This is a genomic window from Variimorphobacter saccharofermentans (assembly GCF_014174405.1).
GTDB lineage: Bacteria > Bacillota > Clostridia > Lachnospirales > Lachnospiraceae > Mobilitalea > Mobilitalea saccharofermentans.
On the sequence record NZ_JACEGA010000001.1, the window covers coordinates 3,891,865 to 3,908,671 of the forward strand.

The 16,807-nt window shown below is 38.7% G+C and carries 16 protein-coding genes; 2 read left to right on the forward strand and 14 right to left on the reverse strand.

What is annotated here, in order from left to right:
* Positions 1 to 4: 4 nt before the first annotated feature.
* Positions 5 to 1,405: a serine/threonine-protein kinase gene (locus H0486_RS16930; RefSeq protein ID WP_228354116.1), complete on the reverse strand. Its 1,401-nt coding sequence runs from the start codon at positions 1,403 to 1,405 to the stop codon at positions 5 to 7.
* A gap of 311 nt (positions 1,406 to 1,716) precedes the next feature.
* Between H0486_RS16930 and H0486_RS16935 the strand changes: the two genes are divergently transcribed.
* A complete protein-coding gene (locus H0486_RS16935; protein WP_228354117.1) occupies positions 1,717 to 2,490 on the forward strand; it encodes an adaptor protein MecA in 774 nt (257 codons plus the stop codon).
* Positions 2,491 to 2,634: 144 nt separating this feature from the next.
* Here the strand turns inward: H0486_RS16935 and H0486_RS16940 are convergent, their stop codons facing one another.
* Positions 2,635 to 2,835, reverse strand: coding sequence for a DUF1858 domain-containing protein (locus tag H0486_RS16940; RefSeq protein WP_228354118.1), 201 nt, complete (start codon positions 2,833 to 2,835; stop codon positions 2,635 to 2,637).
* 573 nt (positions 2,836 to 3,408) lie between these two features.
* On the opposite strand from H0486_RS16940, the gene H0486_RS16945 reads away from it, so the two are divergent.
* On the forward strand, positions 3,409 to 3,576 hold the full coding sequence (locus H0486_RS16945; RefSeq protein WP_228354119.1) for a DUF362 domain-containing protein: 168 nt from the start codon (positions 3,409 to 3,411) through the stop codon (positions 3,574 to 3,576).
* A gap of 64 nt (positions 3,577 to 3,640) precedes the next feature.
* Here the strand turns inward: H0486_RS16945 and H0486_RS16950 are convergent, their stop codons facing one another.
* The 12 genes from H0486_RS16950 to H0486_RS17005 all read right to left on the reverse strand — a co-directional run bounded on the left by H0486_RS16950 (position 3,641) and on the right by H0486_RS17005 (position 16,786).
* Entirely contained in the window at positions 3,641 to 4,306 is a 666-nt protein-coding gene (locus H0486_RS16950; protein ID WP_228354120.1) for a helix-turn-helix domain-containing protein, read from the reverse strand.
* Positions 4,307 to 4,556: 250 nt separating this feature from the next.
* Positions 4,557 to 5,885, reverse strand: coding sequence for a replicative DNA helicase (dnaB, locus tag H0486_RS16955; protein WP_228354121.1), 1,329 nt, complete (start codon positions 5,883 to 5,885; stop codon positions 4,557 to 4,559).
* A 22-nt stretch (positions 5,886 to 5,907) separates the two neighbouring features.
* Positions 5,908 to 6,354, reverse strand: a complete 447-nt coding sequence (gene rplI / locus H0486_RS16960) for a 50S ribosomal protein L9 (RefSeq protein WP_228354122.1) — start codon at positions 6,352 to 6,354, stop codon at positions 5,908 to 5,910.
* A 201-nt stretch (positions 6,355 to 6,555) separates the two neighbouring features.
* On the reverse strand, positions 6,556 to 8,616 hold the full coding sequence (locus tag H0486_RS16965; RefSeq protein WP_228354123.1) for a DHH family phosphoesterase: 2,061 nt from the start codon (positions 8,614 to 8,616) through the stop codon (positions 6,556 to 6,558).
* A 267-nt stretch (positions 8,617 to 8,883) separates the two neighbouring features.
* Positions 8,884 to 10,491 (reverse strand): PP2C family protein-serine/threonine phosphatase, encoded by a 1,608-nt coding sequence (locus H0486_RS16970; protein WP_228354124.1) that lies wholly within the window; start codon positions 10,489 to 10,491, stop codon positions 8,884 to 8,886.
* On the reverse strand, positions 10,469 to 11,071 hold the full coding sequence (locus H0486_RS16975; protein ID WP_228354125.1) for a GNAT family N-acetyltransferase: 603 nt from the start codon (positions 11,069 to 11,071) through the stop codon (positions 10,469 to 10,471). Before H0486_RS16975 ends, H0486_RS16970 begins: the two co-directional genes overlap by 23 nt.
* Positions 11,072 to 11,378: 307 nt before the next feature.
* Positions 11,379 to 12,329: a substrate-binding domain-containing protein gene (locus tag H0486_RS16980; protein WP_228354126.1), complete on the reverse strand. Its 951-nt coding sequence runs from the start codon at positions 12,327 to 12,329 to the stop codon at positions 11,379 to 11,381.
* Positions 12,330 to 12,557: 228 nt separating this feature from the next.
* On the reverse strand, positions 12,558 to 12,830 hold the full coding sequence (rpsR, locus tag H0486_RS16985; protein WP_228354127.1) for a 30S ribosomal protein S18: 273 nt from the start codon (positions 12,828 to 12,830) through the stop codon (positions 12,558 to 12,560).
* Between the two features lie 78 nt (positions 12,831 to 12,908).
* On the reverse strand, positions 12,909 to 13,355 hold the full coding sequence (locus H0486_RS16990) for a single-stranded DNA-binding protein (protein ID WP_228354128.1): 447 nt from the start codon (positions 13,353 to 13,355) through the stop codon (positions 12,909 to 12,911).
* A 76-nt stretch (positions 13,356 to 13,431) separates the two neighbouring features.
* A complete protein-coding gene (gene rpsF / locus H0486_RS16995) occupies positions 13,432 to 13,719 on the reverse strand; it encodes a 30S ribosomal protein S6 (protein ID WP_228354129.1) in 288 nt (95 codons plus the stop codon).
* A gap of 252 nt (positions 13,720 to 13,971) precedes the next feature.
* The gene (locus H0486_RS17000; RefSeq protein ID WP_228354130.1) at positions 13,972 to 14,493 is read right to left on the reverse strand and encodes an STM3941 family protein; all 522 of its coding nucleotides are present in this window, start codon (positions 14,491 to 14,493) and stop codon (positions 13,972 to 13,974) included.
* A 112-nt stretch (positions 14,494 to 14,605) separates the two neighbouring features.
* Positions 14,606 to 16,786 carry a methyl-accepting chemotaxis protein gene (locus tag H0486_RS17005; protein WP_228354131.1) on the reverse strand — a complete coding sequence of 727 codons (2,181 nt, stop codon included), beginning with the start codon at positions 16,784 to 16,786 and terminating at the stop codon, positions 14,606 to 14,608.
* Positions 16,787 to 16,807 lie beyond the last annotated feature (21 nt).

Genomic DNA, 16,807 nt, shown 5'->3' on the forward strand with positions numbered 1-16,807 from the left:
AGACTTACTTTTCCTTTCTTCTGAGTAGCCTCACCCTCTCCCATAGTTTTCTTTTTGGCCTAATGTATAGTATTTCTCGGAAAAGATCAATTCCATTATCAGAGGTTATCGGGGCAAAGGGATCAGGTTCGTATGGAAGGCGATAACACGGACGGGCCTCCATGCTTTTAATAATCTGATGAAATTGCTTTCCATTCATAAAGTTGAATAAGTATATGATATCTTTATATTCTGTTAACATACTCAATACTTCTTCGGAATAGCACAGCTCCCAGTCCTTCGCTCCTAATACTAACAGCTTCATATCCGCCATAAGAAATTCCTGCAGATTATCACAGCTAAGTATCCCGTAATCGTATACGATTGTCTGTCCTTTGTTAATCGATGGTACCTCTTTGCATCCAGGAACAGCCATATAGATTCCGTTTACCTTTATCACTCCTTCCTGTTGTATTACATTCCTGTAGCAATTCTTAATCTGGTTAACCACACCGCTATTGTTCTTTTCCTGATACACACATATACTGCCATAATGCATCAAATAATTGCATACCTGGAAAGCAAAATGAGTCACCCCAATTCTTGGTTGTGTTCCGGCTACTGCAATTACTTGAGATTGATTTGACTTCATGTTATCCTTTTGATTGATTAACAATGCTGATAATTGCTTCTTAAGCTTGTCTACTGAGGCATATCTTTGGGATGGATTGAACTTGATACAATGGTTAATAATACTTTTAAGTTGTTTGGTGTAGCCATTGACAGAATCGATATTTTTCATACTATCTGAACTACAGCTTGGTTCCCCTGTGGCCATAAAAAACAGTAACATACCAATACCAAAGACATCACATCGCTCATCGATCCGATTCCGGCCATATAATTCTGGTGCTGCATATCCTTTCGTGGCATGAAAATGAGAATGCTCTGTTAGTTCATCCTGAAAAACAGCACTTCCGAAATCAATCAGCATTAGATTGTCACCTGACAGAATAAGATTATCCGGCTTTAGGTCAATGTAATATAGGGGTCGTTCCATGGAATGTAAGTAATTCAATAAATCACATAGCTGAATCCCCAGCCTGAGGATCACCCTTTCGGATAGCGGTCCCTGTTGATTACGATAAGCCTTAAGAGTCTCCCCTTCAATATACTGCTCAATAATATAGGTACCTGACTCATCCTCTTCGATATCATAGACTGTCGGTATACATGGGTGCTGAATATTCTTTAATACAAATGCTTCTTTCCGTAATAAATCATAAAAGGGATTGTTGTTAGAAATAAACTTGATCACACGATAAGAATTTAACTTGATATGTTCTGCAAGATATACCTTGGCATAACCTCCGCAGCCAAGCAATCGTAGAATAATATATTTATTAAACCAAACCTCCTGTTGCATTCTCTCCTTTCCATCAGCATATTATAAATTATAGAAGTCAAATCACCTAACCATATTATAGTAAAATAATGGTATAATATCAACCAGTTTTTGGTTGTTAAAATTTACAATCTTTTTGCATTATTTTGTTGAATATACCAGTGACACATTGTGCCGCTTTTTGTTGATAAAACAGGCTTATTAATATAAATTTCATATCTATGTGTATTGACTTTACCTGTTTTTTAAATTATACTTTTTTTACACCATTGGATGGATTTTCGTAGATTCGAAAAATCAGTTCCTTTTTATTACAGAAAGGGGTGTACTTTATGAAGATCGAAAAAATTAGTGATAATCAGATAAGATGTACCTTGAATAAAAGTGACTTGATAGACAGAGAATTGAAAATAAGCGAACTAGCTTATGGTACAGAGAAAGCGAAAGCTTTATTCCGGGATATGATACAACAAGCTTTTTATGAGTTTGGTTTTGAAGTAGATGACATTCCACTAATGATCGAGGCCATTCCGGTATCTACAGAGTGCCTCATCTTAGTAATTACTAAGGTTGAAGATCCTGATGAATTAGATACTCGTTTTTCAAAGTTTTCATCATTTAGTATGCATGATAATACCGATAGAAACGAATCCGATGAGGATTCATATGCGGATGAGATTATAAATAGTTTTGATCAAAACGATGAGGATATCGCTGAAGAAGCAGAAGAAAGCTCAAAGGAGGATTCCCTGATAAGTTCGGATATTCAGAATAATGAGCCGGCTGGTAAAACCGGAGTTCATGTATCACCGAAGCTATTTAAGATATACTCATTCCGTTCTCTAAAAGAAGTGATTGATTTGGCTGGTGTCTTGCTGGGAACCTATTATGGGGTGAATACCCTTTATAAAAATCCGGTAAATTCCACTTACTATCTGGTAATTAACATCTCCAATCATACTCCCGAAGAATTCAATAAGGTATGTAATATTATTAGTGAGTATGGCAAGGTGGAACGCTCCACTTACGCAAGTTCAAGCTTCTTTGACGAACACTTTGAAGTAATTGTGAAAGACCATGCTTTACAAATATTATCTGTAATGTAATAACTAATAAAATATGCGATCCTATAAAAGAGGCTACAATCAACCGAAGTTATTCACGGTTGGTTGTAGCCTCTTTTTTGTATTTTGCCAGCAAAGCTGGCCGCGTTCGGCGCAACAGTTTCGCAAGTGAAACTTATTATTTTTTTATTCTCCGATTTGTGCCTTAATTCTGTCCATTAATTCTTCCGGATCTAAGCCATGAACCATAGCTGCTTCCTCCAAGGTCTCTGCCTGTGCTGAAGGGCATCCTAAACAATGCATACCGATATCAAGTAATACCGGAATAATGTTCTGATCTACAGAAATAGCCTGTGCTATTGTCATATCCTTTGTTATATTTGCCATATGATATTCCTCCTTTATAGGTTAATTCATGATAATAGAAAATTCGCCAAGCTTACTTTCTATCGTTTAAATCATCCGGATCCAAACCTACCAATCCAAATCATTTAATTATCAACCGCTAAACACTCTGCTTTAGCATAGGCATATTATATGCCATCAAAATATCATCGTCAAGCAGATATATCAACCTTTATATAAATTTCACACTTTCCTAAATATATTCAAACGTGAAATCGGAACCAGAAATACCCCCATTTTATGAGTAAGCCATATCACAGTTCAACCTCTGCAGATAAACGACTGGATTGGAACGATTCCCACTAGGGCTTACCGACGCATATATCCAGAGTCGGAGTATTTGCACGCATCGGTACTTAGGCTCTGTTCTCTAGAGCCTTATGTACCGTTACGCAGTGCAACTAAGTGGAAACGTCTCCGCGACGGATATATTTCCAGTCTCTGGTGCTCTCCTGTCCAATGGTTCTCACTGGTTCACACACTAAAAATGTACTTGCATTATTAGGTGCGATATATTAAAATATAATCGATTGTTTGAAAAGGAGGTAATTTACGATGGCTTATACAATTAGCGATGAATGCATTAGCTGTGGCGCTTGCTCCGGAGAGTGCCCTACCGACTCTATTTCTGAAGGTGCTAATCATTATGAAATTAATCCGGATACATGCATAGATTGCGGCGCATGTGCAGATACATGCCCTACTGGCGCAATTACAGCATAATGAGTTTACATAAAAAGGGGATTGCTTATGCATCCCCCTTTTTTTGTCCAATTATTTATCTTGCTTAAATATGTACCTTATTTTTTTTGAAGAATTTCGATTTTCTCTTTCCTTCATATGCCGCTGCAGCCATCATCCGACTTTTTTGATAATCTCTTAAGCTTGCATCAAATTTCCGAAATCTTTCTTCTTCCTTTTCTTCCTGAATTCTCATCAAGTAGTTCATTTCCTTAATCACATTTCCTGTCACATTCATGCTAATCTCCTCGGTCAATGTCTCATTATTTTCTTTTAAAGCCGCTAATATGATCTGATTCATGATTGTTTTAAACTGTGCCATTTTAACATCAGCCTGATTCCCAATCTCAGCCTTTTCCTCGTCTGTGACGAGGCTTGTCCCATCTGCCTTCTCTTTCTCATCCTCTTCCTGTAACATGTCATCCACCTTCCCCTTCGGTATCTTTTTTTGTTCATACTCTGTATCAGAAGTTAATGTATCAGTTTTACTCAAATTCGGCAGAAGCATCTTAATCGCTTTTAATTGAAAGCCCTTATCCTTTAAGTGCTTTACCTTTTTTAGAAGCTCAATGTCTTCTTCCTTATAATATCGTTGTTCCATTTCATTACGGTTAATCGGCAGGTCTAACTCCTTCTGCCAATATCTAAGAACATGGGCTTCAACATCAATTCGTTTCGAGGCCTCCGAAATCATATATCTTACTTCTTCCACTCGTATGCCCTCCTCAATATTGTAATTATTTTCCACTTTTTACATTATAACATAGCAAACCTCAATTGCAATATGGTTTCCACATATTCCCATATAACTTGTCGACAGAAAAAGGGGAAACCCCAAAGAAGTTTCCCCTTTTCTACATAAATCATATTCATCCATATTCCGTTACATTACTTTTGTCTAAAATAGATTTATCATAATCATAATAAACCTATTAATCTGAATAATCTTTTTTAAGATAACGTTATCGCTCCAGATTCGCGAACTTTGTATATTGTGCCAACCAAGCCAGCTTCACTGTACCAGTGGGACCATTTCTCTGCTTACCGATTATAATTTCAGATACTCCTGGTTCCTCCGTATCATGGTTATAATAATCATCACGATAGATAAACATAACAACATCGGCGTCCTGCTCAATTGCACCGGATTCTCTTAAATCGGACAGCATCGGTCTTTTGTCGGGACGCTGCTCCACCGCACGGCTTAACTGTGATAGTGCAATTACGGGCACATTTATTTCCCTTGCAAGAGATTTTAAAGAACGGGATATTTCAGATATCTCCTGCTGTCTTGACTCCGACTTTTTACTACCACTCATCAACTGTAGGTAGTCTATGATGACTAATCCAAGGTTTCTCTCCAGCTTTAGCTTTCTGCACTTTGATCTCAGCTCACTAACTGAGATCGCAGAGGTATCATCGATTACAAGATTGGAATTACCAATGATACGCGCACTTTCCATGAGGTTTGCCCAATCCTCACCGGATAACGAACCGGTACGGATCGCCTGGGAATCCACTCTGGAATTCATGGATAAGATACGCTTTACCAACTGATCCTGCGACATTTCCAAACTAAATATTACAGTAGTCACATTGGACTTTAACGCCACATATTCTGCTATGTTCAATACAAAAGCCGTCTTACCCATGGACGGTCTTGCCGCTATTAAAATCAAGTCAGACGGCTGCAGGCCTGCGGTTTTGTAATCCAAATCATAAAAGCCTGTTGCAATACCCGTAACACTTCCTTGATTCTTTGCTGCTGCTTCAATGCTATCGATGGATCTTAGAACAACCTCACGAATATCCGTAAATTCCTTTGTACCACGATGTTGAACGATATCAAATACCTGCTTTTCTGTCTTCTCAAGAATAACATCCAGCTTTTCCTTATCAAGATAGCAGTCATTCGCAGTTTCTTCTGCTACCTTAATCAGTCGGCGTAGAACCGCTTTCTCTTTAACAATCTGCGCATAATAACGAACATTTGCCGATGTAGGGACCGCTGTTACCAGATCTCTGATAAATTCCAGGCTGCATACCTGAGGTGGCACATCCTTTTCCTTTAATCGATCCTGAAGGGTGACCAAATCCACCGGCTTTCCCTCGTTATACAGTTCTATCATTGTCTCATACAGGATACCGTATTGATTTTCATAAAAGTCAGAGCTACTAAGTATTTCCGACGCTGATATTATAGCATCCCGGTCCATAATCATGGAACCTATTACCGATTGCTCTGCTTCAGCACTATGCGGTAGTATTCTTTTTATAAATGCTTCATCCATACGTAACCCCCCTGGTTAAACATCATACCGCTTCTACCTTAACCTTAAGCTCCGCGGTTACCTGAGGATGTACTTTTACCGGAACCGTATATGATCCGGCATTTTTGATTGGATCATTGAGCTGTATCTTTTTCTTATCTATATCAAATCCATATTGTTCTTTCACTGCTGCTGCGATTTCCTTTGTTGAGACTGATCCAAAGGTTTTACCGCCCTCTCCAGCCTTAATACTTACTTTAACGGAAAGCTCCTCCAGCTTTTTACTGAAGACTTTAGCTTCTTCTAATAGCTCCTGCTGCTTTTTCGCTTCTGCTGCCTTCTGATTATTTAATTCGAATATATTCTGCTTTGTAGCTTCTATCCCCAGCTTTTTCGGTAATATAAAATTTCTTGCATAACCATCACTAACCTTAACAATTTCGCCCTTTTTACCAAGCGCTTTAACATCCTGAATTAAAATGATATCCATAACTTTATCTCCTTTTACTTTAATCTAGCTTCAGGCAATTACGAAACTCTGAAGATATCTTATATTATGTATACAGCAGATACATATTCCTACACAAACCCGCTCCTTCCGCTATGGTTTGCTTCGGAATATGTATCCACTGTATACACAATGGCTACAATTATAAGTTTCGCTTTACCTTTAATCTTGCTCCTATCTTATCTACAGTTCTCCCTCTTCCCGCATTGTATGCAGTGTTGTCTTTAACTTATTGATCGCATCATCAATAGAAGTATTCTCTAACTGGCAACCGGCAACACTTAGATGTCCTCCACCGCCTAATTTCTCCATGATAATCTGTACATTTACCTCATCAATGGATCTTGCACTGATGTATATCTTATTATTATAATCCGTCAGTACAAAAGCCGCCTTAACATCCGTAATATTTATCAGCTCATTTGCCACCTGGGCACCTAGGATCATAGGGCTATCCACCTCGGAGCTCTTGCAGACTGAGATTGCAAAATGGTGAAGGTATATTTCGGTGCTGCTGATGGCATCCGCTTTAATTTTCAGTTCCGTCATATCACTACGGAAATACTTACGGACTCTAGCCACATCAGCCCCGCTTCTACGTAAAAATGCTGCTGCTTCGAAGGTTCGAACTCCTGTCTTTGTCAGGAAATTATTTGTATCGATCATTATACCGGCATACAGAGCATCCGCTTCCAATGGCTTCAGTCGTAAATTGCCACCAATGTACTGCATGATCTCCGCGATCATCTCACTGGTTGAAGAGGCATAGGTCTCAATATAGGATAAAACAGCAGAATCAATCGCCTCATTCGTCTGACGATGATGATCGAATATTACAATTGTTTTCACATAATCAATTAGTTCAGAACATTCCAGATAACTAGGGCGGTTCACATCCACAATAACTAATAGAGTGTTTCCGTCCACTACCTCCTTAGCCTGATCATTCTTAAGGAACATGTCCTCTTCATAATCAGGACTATTCACAAACTTATTCATTAAAGGCCGAAGGGAAGAGGTAACCTCATTGATTACGATATGGGCCTTTTTATTAAAGAATTTGGCTATTCGATACACACCGATTGCGGAACCTAAGGAATCAACGTCCCCATTCTTATGACCCATTATGACAATCTTATCCTTTGACTCCAGGAACTCACGGAAGGCATGCGCCTTAACTCTTGCCTTAACCCTGGTACTCTTTTCAACCTGTATGCTCTTTCCTCCGTAGTAGCTGATCTTTTCCCTGTCCTTTACAACCGCCTGATCACCGCCACGTCCCAAAGCCAGATCGATAGCTGCTCTCGCATACTCATAGCCACTGATGTAGGTGTCCGCATTGACACCAAGTCCGATACTAATGGTTACGGACATTTCATTGCCGATATTAACATTTCTGACCTCTTCCAGAACAGAAAACTTTGTGTTCTGAAGATAGGGTAGATATTTTTGCTGAAAGACAAAGATATACTTGTCTTTTTCCAGCTTCTTAATAATTGCGTCAATGGTCTGCATATACTTATTGATTTTACGATCAACCAGCGCAGTTAACAGGGATCTTCTTACCTCATCTATACTTTCCAGGGCCTCTTCATAATTGTCAATATATAATAGACCGGTTACTAATTTTTGCTCCTTATTTTCCTTCATTAATGATATGATTTCTGTTTCATCATATAGATACATCGCTATTAAAGCATTACGATCATTCCATATCTCTTCCTCATTGGAAAAGTTCCAATTAATGTCCTCCTCGAAATCAGGAGCTACTACTTTTCGAAGCAGTATTCTATAATGGCGATCATTCAAAGTAACGTGAACTTCTTCATCATTTTCCTTCTTGGGCAAGACATCCTTCGTAATCTCAGGAATAATATTCGTAATAGAACGTCTTGCTGCTTTTTTCTCATGAATAATGTCCATAAATTCATCATTACCCCATTGCATTCTGCCATCGATATCCAGTATTGCATAAGGTAAATTAAGCTCCTTCAGAAGACGTTTTTGAACCTGACCATAATCCATTGCATAACGGACTAATTCTGCGGCAATCTTATTTCTCTTAGCGAAATAGATTAACATTGCAATAAGAAAATAGAATAAGGTAAAGCCTGTCATAACATATCCGGCTTTTCTATCCAGTGCGTATATACTTAGGTTCATGCATAACAATAATATAGTTAAGATCACAGGCCATAATAAATAAACTCGTAATGCTCCTCTAAGTTTTAATTTTCTGCCCATAGAATATACTCCTTTACTGGTGATTCCATTTCTCATCAATTATGACTACACCATTTTGCTATATTAATTCAATACACAGATGATTATTATGCTCCTTCAAACACGAAACCCTACTGCTGCCAGTATAAACAATGTATGTTAAAATATTATACCACTATCAGGGAATGAAAGGAAGACCAAATTTAGACATAGAATTGACAGAACAGTAAATCATATTCGATTCAATGCATTTATCATCGTCAGAAGATTACATTCATCTTTAACTACTTATATTCTCCCATTATAAGTAAGTGCCAGCATCGTCAGATCATCGGATTGGGTTGTATCTTCAATATGCAAATCAACATCATCCACCACTGCCTTCAGTAATGTCTTCGGTAATGCTCCCCTATTCTGATTCAATACCGCCAGGAGCCGATATTCACCATACTTTTCATAATAGCGATTGGTAGCCTCCGTGATACCGTCCGTATACAGAAATAGTGTGTCTCCTTTATGAAGCTGTATTTCAAATTGAATATAATTCATTTCCTTGAGGCCTGCTAATACAAAACCAGAGTGTGACTTTAGGTATTCAAAGCCTCCTCCATTGGTTTTTAACAAGGGCGGAGTATGCCCTGCGTTCACATAGGTCAGTTTTCCCGTTGTAATATCTAATATTCCCATCCACGCAGTTACAAACATTCCAGCATCACTGTTTTCACAGAGCTGAGAATTCACCGTAGCAAAGGCTTCCGCTGGTGAATACCCCGCCTGTACCTGGTTCTTAATCAGTGTCTTTGTAATAACTATAAACAGAGCAGCCGGTACTCCTTTCCCTGATACATCCGCTATTACCACTGCAATTTGATCTTCGCCCACCATAAAAAAGTCGTAAAAATCTCCCCCGACCTCTTTAGCCGACCTCATCATTGCATCAATATAGATTTCCTTTCTTTTCGGAAAGGAAGGAGAAATGCAGGGTAACATTGATGTTTGAATCTGGGACGCTATGTTTAGTTCCGCACTAATCCTCTCTTTCTCCGCCGTTGTTTCCGTCAAATTCTTAATATACTCATTAATATCAATCTCCATTTTCTTTATGGCATATGCCAGGTGTTCGATTTCATCCTGTGTTTTTACCTTATCCAAGTGTTCAGAGACCTTTGTCTCATGTTTAATAAAGGAAAGTGCTTCCCGTGTAATTAAGTTGATCGGGGCAACCACCTTTCGTCGAAGATAATTCATATAAAGTAAGATAAAGAACGTAATTAATATAGTGGATAGAACAACCGCATATAAGATGTACTCCAGCATATTACTATGAAGCTTTTCCATGGCAATCTCCACTCCAAGAATGGCAATGATTTCGTTTTGGGAGTTATAGATCGGTATAATGGCGGAGGTATTATACCCGAATTGACTATGCGAATAAAAATAATTATCCACTCTTTCTCCGGTTGTTACTATTTTCTTAGCATCCTCTCTAAACTTCGGATTAATCTGACCGGTATCGCCTAGAGCAAAGGGTGGAAACTGATCCTCTGGATTATCCACATCATATATGTAAGTCAGGTCGATTCCCTCTAGCTTGGCAATATAGATATAGTTTACCTTCATTGAATTCCTCAATGTGGTAATTTTCTCTCCCATGCTCTCATACTTATCATCTACGATACCGGTTTTAAGGTATCGTTCTATATCGTCCCCGTTTATGTAAGACCTCGCCACCTCCGCGATTTGATATGCAGTATCATTATACAGTTTTTCTATAACGGATTTATATTTCATATAACTAATAGTACAGCTGGTGGAACATATTAAGATTCCTAAAATTATAAAGCCAGCAGTCAGTTTGAACGAAAGATTCTGCTTATATTGCCTCGCATATTTCATAATAAGTCTCCTTACTCATATAGTAAATCACCGCATCACAGATACATCTTCTTGTCCGGCAATAAGGGCATTCCAGCAGATCGCTTTGGTACCACGGCTTCTCCAGATAACACAGGAACTGGTAATTATTGTCCTCCAGAAGTCTTTTTGCAGGTATGTAGCTTCCCTTTACCCAGGCCGGAATAAAAATTACCGAAACGCCGGCCTCGTTGAATAAGTAACTTGTAAAGTATTGAAGCAATTCATCCGTTAGATGCATTCCCCGATAGGCTTCATCAATTCCTATGGAGCGGCATACCCCTATGATATCATTCTCAGAACAATCATGATACATAAACGCTTCCCCAAAGCCCGGAAGTTCAGCCAAATCATATGGAAGCAATACTACACAATAAAAAAAGCCAATCGCCTTATCCTCTTTATATACCAGATAAAAGAAGTGATTATTCTTGTATATTATATCGTACAAAAACTCCTCGGGATACATACCTTTGCCAATATGTTTATCACATAACTCCTTGGCGATGACTACCTCTGAGATTTCAAGTTTTTTAGCTGTAAACCCATGAAATTTTAACATCTTTTCCTCCTATGTTACATATATATTGTTAATTAATGTATTGTGAGTGTTTGTTGTATGGCCATGTGGGATAAAGAGTAATATTTTGTAAATTACAGGATAATACAAATTATACCATATTCCTTAATTCTTTCAATGTGTTTTGGAAAATTATATCTATTTTTTGTAATTTTAGATAATATATAGAAATATTTAACTTTTACGTTCTGAAATTGACCAATAAAAAAGCAGTTCCATTATTAGAGATGTTCTATGAGGCTATATAAACCATCCTCATATCGCATCAGTGATAGAAACTGCTCCTTTTCTATTGAATTGTCATTACCTTTACACCGGTATTAAGATATTCCGGTCCTGTATTCTTTCCCAGAATTGCCGCGATTGCCTGAGCCATACCGAGATATCCCATGGTATACGGATTTTGAACCACAATTGCATCCAGACTCCCATTACGAAGTAATTTCATCATAGCGGTGGTTTCATCAAAACCAATAGCAATATATTGATTTTGCTTTTCCTTATTGGCATAACCCAAACCTTCGCTGGCACCTTCATTCGTTCCAAATATGGCTACCAGCTCGTCATTCGTTTCCATCAGTTCAATGGTTGCTGTCTTCGCATCCTCCGGAGTACCACTGGGTACAATAGTAGAGTCCAGAACCTGGAACCTGGGATCACTTGCCATCGTATTCCGAAACCCTCTTTCACGGAGCTCTACATTTGCTTTCTGTGGTAAACTGATAATCCCAACGGAGCCTCCTTCAATTCCTCTGCTTTCAAAAATTGATAGCAATGTCTCAGCGGCACGAACTCCAGCTTCATAGTTATCGGTCGCTAACGTGGTGATTGCTTCTTCATATGCCGGTGAATCTACATAAATAATCTTGACACCTCTTGCCTTTGCATCCTCCACTGCTCCGGATATTAGTCTCGGGTCATCCGCAGCGATCAAAATTGCATCAGCGCCAGTCTCCACCGCCTTATTAATTATTTCTATTTGTTTCATCGCATTTCTTTCGTCCGGAGCATCCCAGACGTATTTTATCCCAACCAGTGTCGCCATATCCGACGCACCTTTATTAACGATATCCCAATACTGATATTCCTTATCCGTTGTAATTAAGTAAACCTTGTTATGTGCAATATTATTAGAAAAAACCATTGCTTTCTCTTTCATGGAATTTTGATGCCAAATGATAAAAAGAAAAAACATAAGTGTAATCACTGTAATATCTATTATTAATCTTTTCCGTTTCATAATATATTGCTCCTACACACGCTACATGGATGAAACGTAGCTGTGGCTTTATCATATACCATCTTTAATAAATATATATTACTGGAGCCTGTAAAACATTTCATATATCTGAAAAGATAATTTGGAGAATGTTTTGATTGCTAACTTTTTACATACAAATCCATTATAAAAAGCCGTTACACAACGTTCAGTCATGTAACGGCCACGATATTATGATTTAGATTGGAATTAATCCATTGTGTATGGCATTAAAGCGATGTGTCTTGCGCGCTTAACAGCTACTGTTAAAGCTCTCTGGTGCTTAGCACAGTTACCGGTTATTCTTCTAGGAAGAATTTTACCTCTTTCAGATACATATCTCTTTAATTTATTAATATCCTTATAATCAATTCCTGTGTGGTTCTTATCCGCACAGAAAACGCATACTTTCTTTCTTCTGCGTCCGAAGGTTTTTCTCTTCATCGGAGAATCGCCTCTATCTTCTTTTTTGTTGAATGGCATGTCATGACCTCCTTATCCGAATATTATTATGCAAGTGAAGAAACCCGAACTCACTTGTATATATAAAAAGCTTTGATTTTAATTAAATGGTAATTCTTCGTCAATACCGTCCGGGATGTTCATAAAGCCATCCCCCATTGCTGAGCTGGGTTCCGGTTTGAATTCGCGGTTATTCTGATAACCCGTATCACCACCACTGGCACCTTTGCTTTCAGCAAATTCTATTTCTTCTGCTACTACGTCGGTCGTGTAAACCTTAATGCCGTCTTTATTGGTATAGCTGCCTGTCTGAATTCTGCCGACAGCAACCATCTTCATACCTTGTCTGAAATACTTCTCTACAAATTCTGCCTGCTTTCCAAAAGCAACGCAACCGATAAAATCTGCATCCTGTGTATCGCCGGCTCTTTTAAACCTACGATCTACTGCCAGTGTAAATCTGGCAACTGCTGTAGAGTTCTCACCCTGGGAATATCTTACCTCAGGATCTCTGGTTAAACGGCCCATTAATATAGCTTTATTCATAAGTTAAAATACCTCCCTTTCGTTCCACGCCTTAGGGAATACAAACGTCATTGTAATAAAATGCGCCTGTTACGTATTAAGCATCTTTTCTAATGCACAGATATCTGATTACATTTTCCATAATACGAACTCTTTGCTCGATTTCGTTTGGAACTGTAGAATCAGCATCGAATTGGATGAAATAGTAGTAGCCTTCTTTCATTTTCTGAATTTCATAAGCTAATCTTTTCTTTCCCCAGTCATCTACATTTGTAATTGAGCCGCCGAATCTTGTAACAAGATCTTTCACTGCTTCTAATGTAGCTAATCTAGCGTCATCCTCGATTTTTGCATTTACAACTAAGGCTAATTCATATTGATTCATAGTTGTCTTGCACCTCCTTCTGGTCTCTGGCCCTTTTCTAATGGATTAAATGATTGACGAAGAATCATATCCATTTAAAGAGCAAGGAAATTTAGTATAACATATCACAATTACTTATGATAACACAGCTTTGCGAATAATACAACCTATTTTTTTACTAAATCATACATTTAAAAAAGGGGATGTTTCACAATGCATTTGCGGTGACGCATTATGAAACATCCCTTTTGGAACAGATTAATTCGAACATCCTCAACCATATAACCTGCTGTAATCGGACAGCCTCTTCATTAATAGGGAAAGAATATCTTCTGGTTCCATATCCTTTGCCGTATCTACATAGATGGCAACCGGGGGCAGATTCAGGTGAATATTGCGCTTTACTATTTTTCGCTTCACCATAGTGAGCTTGGATAAAAAGCTGTCCACGTTCTTCGGAACAATCACAATTGCCTGCTTGTTATATAATGTAATAATTTTAAACTCCTTTATCACATCAAAGGGAATGAAGCCCACACCACCTCTGGATGAGCTGTCAATAATCCCATCCGTGGTTATTGTCAGCAGTCTCTTCTCCTGCGCTGCCAGGGCAACACCCCGAAGAAAGCCTATGAAAAATATAAATGCAAGCAGGATTCCGGGTAACCAGAAACGAAGCTTATGTACCATAAATCCATAAACCGTCACAGCACAGGCGGCTATCAGCATGAACAAATTCGCAACCGCCAAAATGAATGCTTTATAATTCGTTTCCTCTATTATAATATCACCCAACGGACCAACACCCCCTTGCATCAATTAAGCTAATTGTATCTTTTTTCCCACTTATTTGCAAGTTAAAATTGGATTTATTAAGTCCATTTAGGTAATATTGGTATTTTACTTGTTAGTTTATTTTAAATCTTTGCAAAGATGCTTCCAGTCTCTTCGCTTCCTCAGCCAGTTCATAAGCAGAATTACTTAAAGCCTCTACCGCGTCTATCTGATTGGTGGCGGTGCTGCTAACCTCCTCGGATGAGGTGGCTGTTTCCTGCGACACTGCAGAAATATTGCTGATGGCATCAAGAGTATCTTCTTTCGCTGCTTCAATCCCTTTAATTACAGACGCTATATTGTTAAGGTTATTCACCAGGTTCGCTACATGGCTACTGATACTTTCAAATACTGATATGGTCTTACTTAGTGCTTCACTCTGCGATCCCACAATACTCTCTGCCTGCTTAGCCGATACAACCGTTCCCTTGGTTTTTAGCTGAATTGCTGAAACGATATTTTGAATTTGTCCGGCTGCTGTAACGGTTTGATCCGCAAGCTTTCGTATTTCATCCGCCACAACTGCAAAGCCACGTCCAGCGTCACCTGCTCTTGCCGCCTCAATGGAGGCATTTAAGGATAATAAATTGGTCTGTGCAGCGATTTCATTGATGATACCTACAAAATCAGCAATGCTTCTTGACTGGAGCTCCAGGGCTTCAATTTCTCCAATCACTACTTGTGTAATCTCATTAGTGGCATTCGTTTTCTGATTCAGCTCATCAACAATAACCATTCCTTCGCCCACGATAGCTTTCGCATCCCCGGCTATTTTCTCAATTTCATAGGTGCTATCATAAACCTTGCCTATCTTGTCGGAAAGGTTGGACATCTCAAGCAGGCACTTTTCTGTATCCTCTGCCTGTTGCACGACTCCTTTTTCGATTTCCTCGATCGCATAGGATATGCCCTTGGTTGCTTCCAGGAAATCCGAGGATGTATCGGAGACCGCGTTGGCTGAGGTGGCAAATTTAAGTCCTATCTCAGTAACATTACCAATTAAAGAACGCATACCTGACATCATGTCCGTTAACGATTTGGATAAAACCAGGAATTCATCCTTACGTTTTGTATCAAAGGTGGTAGTAAGGTCTCCTTTTGCCGCCTTACTAATGGAATGCACTAATTTTGTAATCGCACCGGCGATACCTCCTGCTATTAGAGTTCCGACAGCAATTGCAGATGCACATGCAAATATGATAAAACCGATATTCAGTTTGGCAATATCGGATGCCTTTTCAATAATGGTATCCCTTGGTATGAGGGCACACACATAAGCACCGGTATTTCCAACCTGATTGTACAGATACAGATATTCCTCATCCTGATATTTCTCATAGGATTTCCCGAAGGCCTCTCCACTCTCCACAGACTTTGTATAGTAGGACAATGGGGTGAACACAGAAATTTCCTCTGTATTGGCAATGGTTTCCTTACCATCGGCAGTAATAAAGCCTACAATGCTTCCATCACCCAGATCAATACCGGATATGCTGTTGAGTATATATTCCGTAGATACGTCCAACACAATATATCCATTGGCTTTACTCATTTTCTGTACAACAGCTATAGCATATGGAGCAATTCTATCCTTGAACATTTCATCCACTTCGGGGTGCTCACCAATCCATATGGATTTAGCTGTAGATGCTGATAATGTTTTACCGACTTCCGATTCCTGAAACAATGTAAAGCTATCTTTCGGTGCACTATTCGAGGTGGATATGGAGTTTCTTTTTTCTGAAAAAATATGAACTGCTGAAATGGAGTTGCTTGCACTTTTTAACAGAACTGCCTCTTCTTTTATCTCCGTACTTAATTTGGTATTCTCACTTATTCCCAGCTTTTTATCATTCTCATAGTAGCTCTCAAAATGCTCATTATGTAATAATTCTACCGCTTTTTCTGAGACCTGATTCAGACTCAATTCAATATAGTCGGATACTGCATTTAGTGTATCGGTTGTTGTCTTTTCATAGGTTTCGATTATGGCCGAGGATGACTTCTTATAAGAAACCATACCAAAAATCGCAATCAAAATCACGGGTATCGCAAAGCCGATAATTAACTTAAACCGAATTCCTCTAAATCTATTCCAGAAGTTGTTCCGTGCGTCCTCTTCTTCCTGCTTTCCTATATTTTTTAATAAGATTTTATTGATACGCTCGCTCTTTTGTAATTGCTTTTGCGAATTCTGATCCTGATTCATTTTTTCTTTTCTATCTTCCCCTATTCCATTATTCTTTTTTCCCATGTATTTTACCCCTTTCAATCG

Coding starts and splice junctions, on each gene's coding strand:
- H0486_RS16970 (WP_228354124.1), bottom strand. CDS start 10,491: ATGAAATATGCGAGGCAATATAAGCAGAATCTTTCGTTCAAACTGACT.
- rplI (WP_228354122.1), bottom strand. CDS start 6,354: ATGGATATCATTTTAATTCAGGATGTTAAAGCGCTTGGTAAAAAGGGC.
- dnaB (WP_228354121.1), bottom strand. CDS start 5,885: ATGGATGAAGCATTTATAAAAAGAATACTACCGCATAGTGCTGAAGCA.
- H0486_RS17005 (WP_228354131.1), bottom strand. CDS start 16,786: ATGGGAAAAAAGAATAATGGAATAGGGGAAGATAGAAAAGAAAAAATG.
- H0486_RS16940 (WP_228354118.1), bottom strand. CDS start 2,835: ATGGCAAATATAACAAAGGATATGACAATAGCACAGGCTATTTCTGTA.
- H0486_RS16975 (WP_228354125.1), bottom strand. CDS start 11,071: ATGTTAAAATTTCATGGGTTTACAGCTAAAAAACTTGAAATCTCAGAG.
- H0486_RS16990 (WP_228354128.1), bottom strand. CDS start 13,355: ATGAATAAAGCTATATTAATGGGCCGTTTAACCAGAGATCCTGAGGTA.
- rpsR (WP_228354127.1), bottom strand. CDS start 12,830: ATGCCATTCAACAAAAAAGAAGATAGAGGCGATTCTCCGATGAAGAGA.
- rpsF (WP_228354129.1), bottom strand. CDS start 13,719: ATGAATCAATATGAATTAGCCTTAGTTGTAAATGCAAAAATCGAGGAT.
- H0486_RS16965 (WP_228354123.1), bottom strand. CDS start 8,616: ATGGGCAGAAAATTAAAACTTAGAGGAGCATTACGAGTTTATTTATTA.
- H0486_RS16935 (WP_228354117.1), top strand. CDS start 1,717: ATGAAGATCGAAAAAATTAGTGATAATCAGATAAGATGTACCTTGAAT.
- H0486_RS16930 (WP_228354116.1), bottom strand. CDS start 1,405: ATGCAACAGGAGGTTTGGTTTAATAAATATATTATTCTACGATTGCTT.
- H0486_RS16945 (WP_228354119.1), top strand. CDS start 3,409: ATGGCTTATACAATTAGCGATGAATGCATTAGCTGTGGCGCTTGCTCC.
- H0486_RS16980 (WP_228354126.1), bottom strand. CDS start 12,329: ATGAAACGGAAAAGATTAATAATAGATATTACAGTGATTACACTTATG.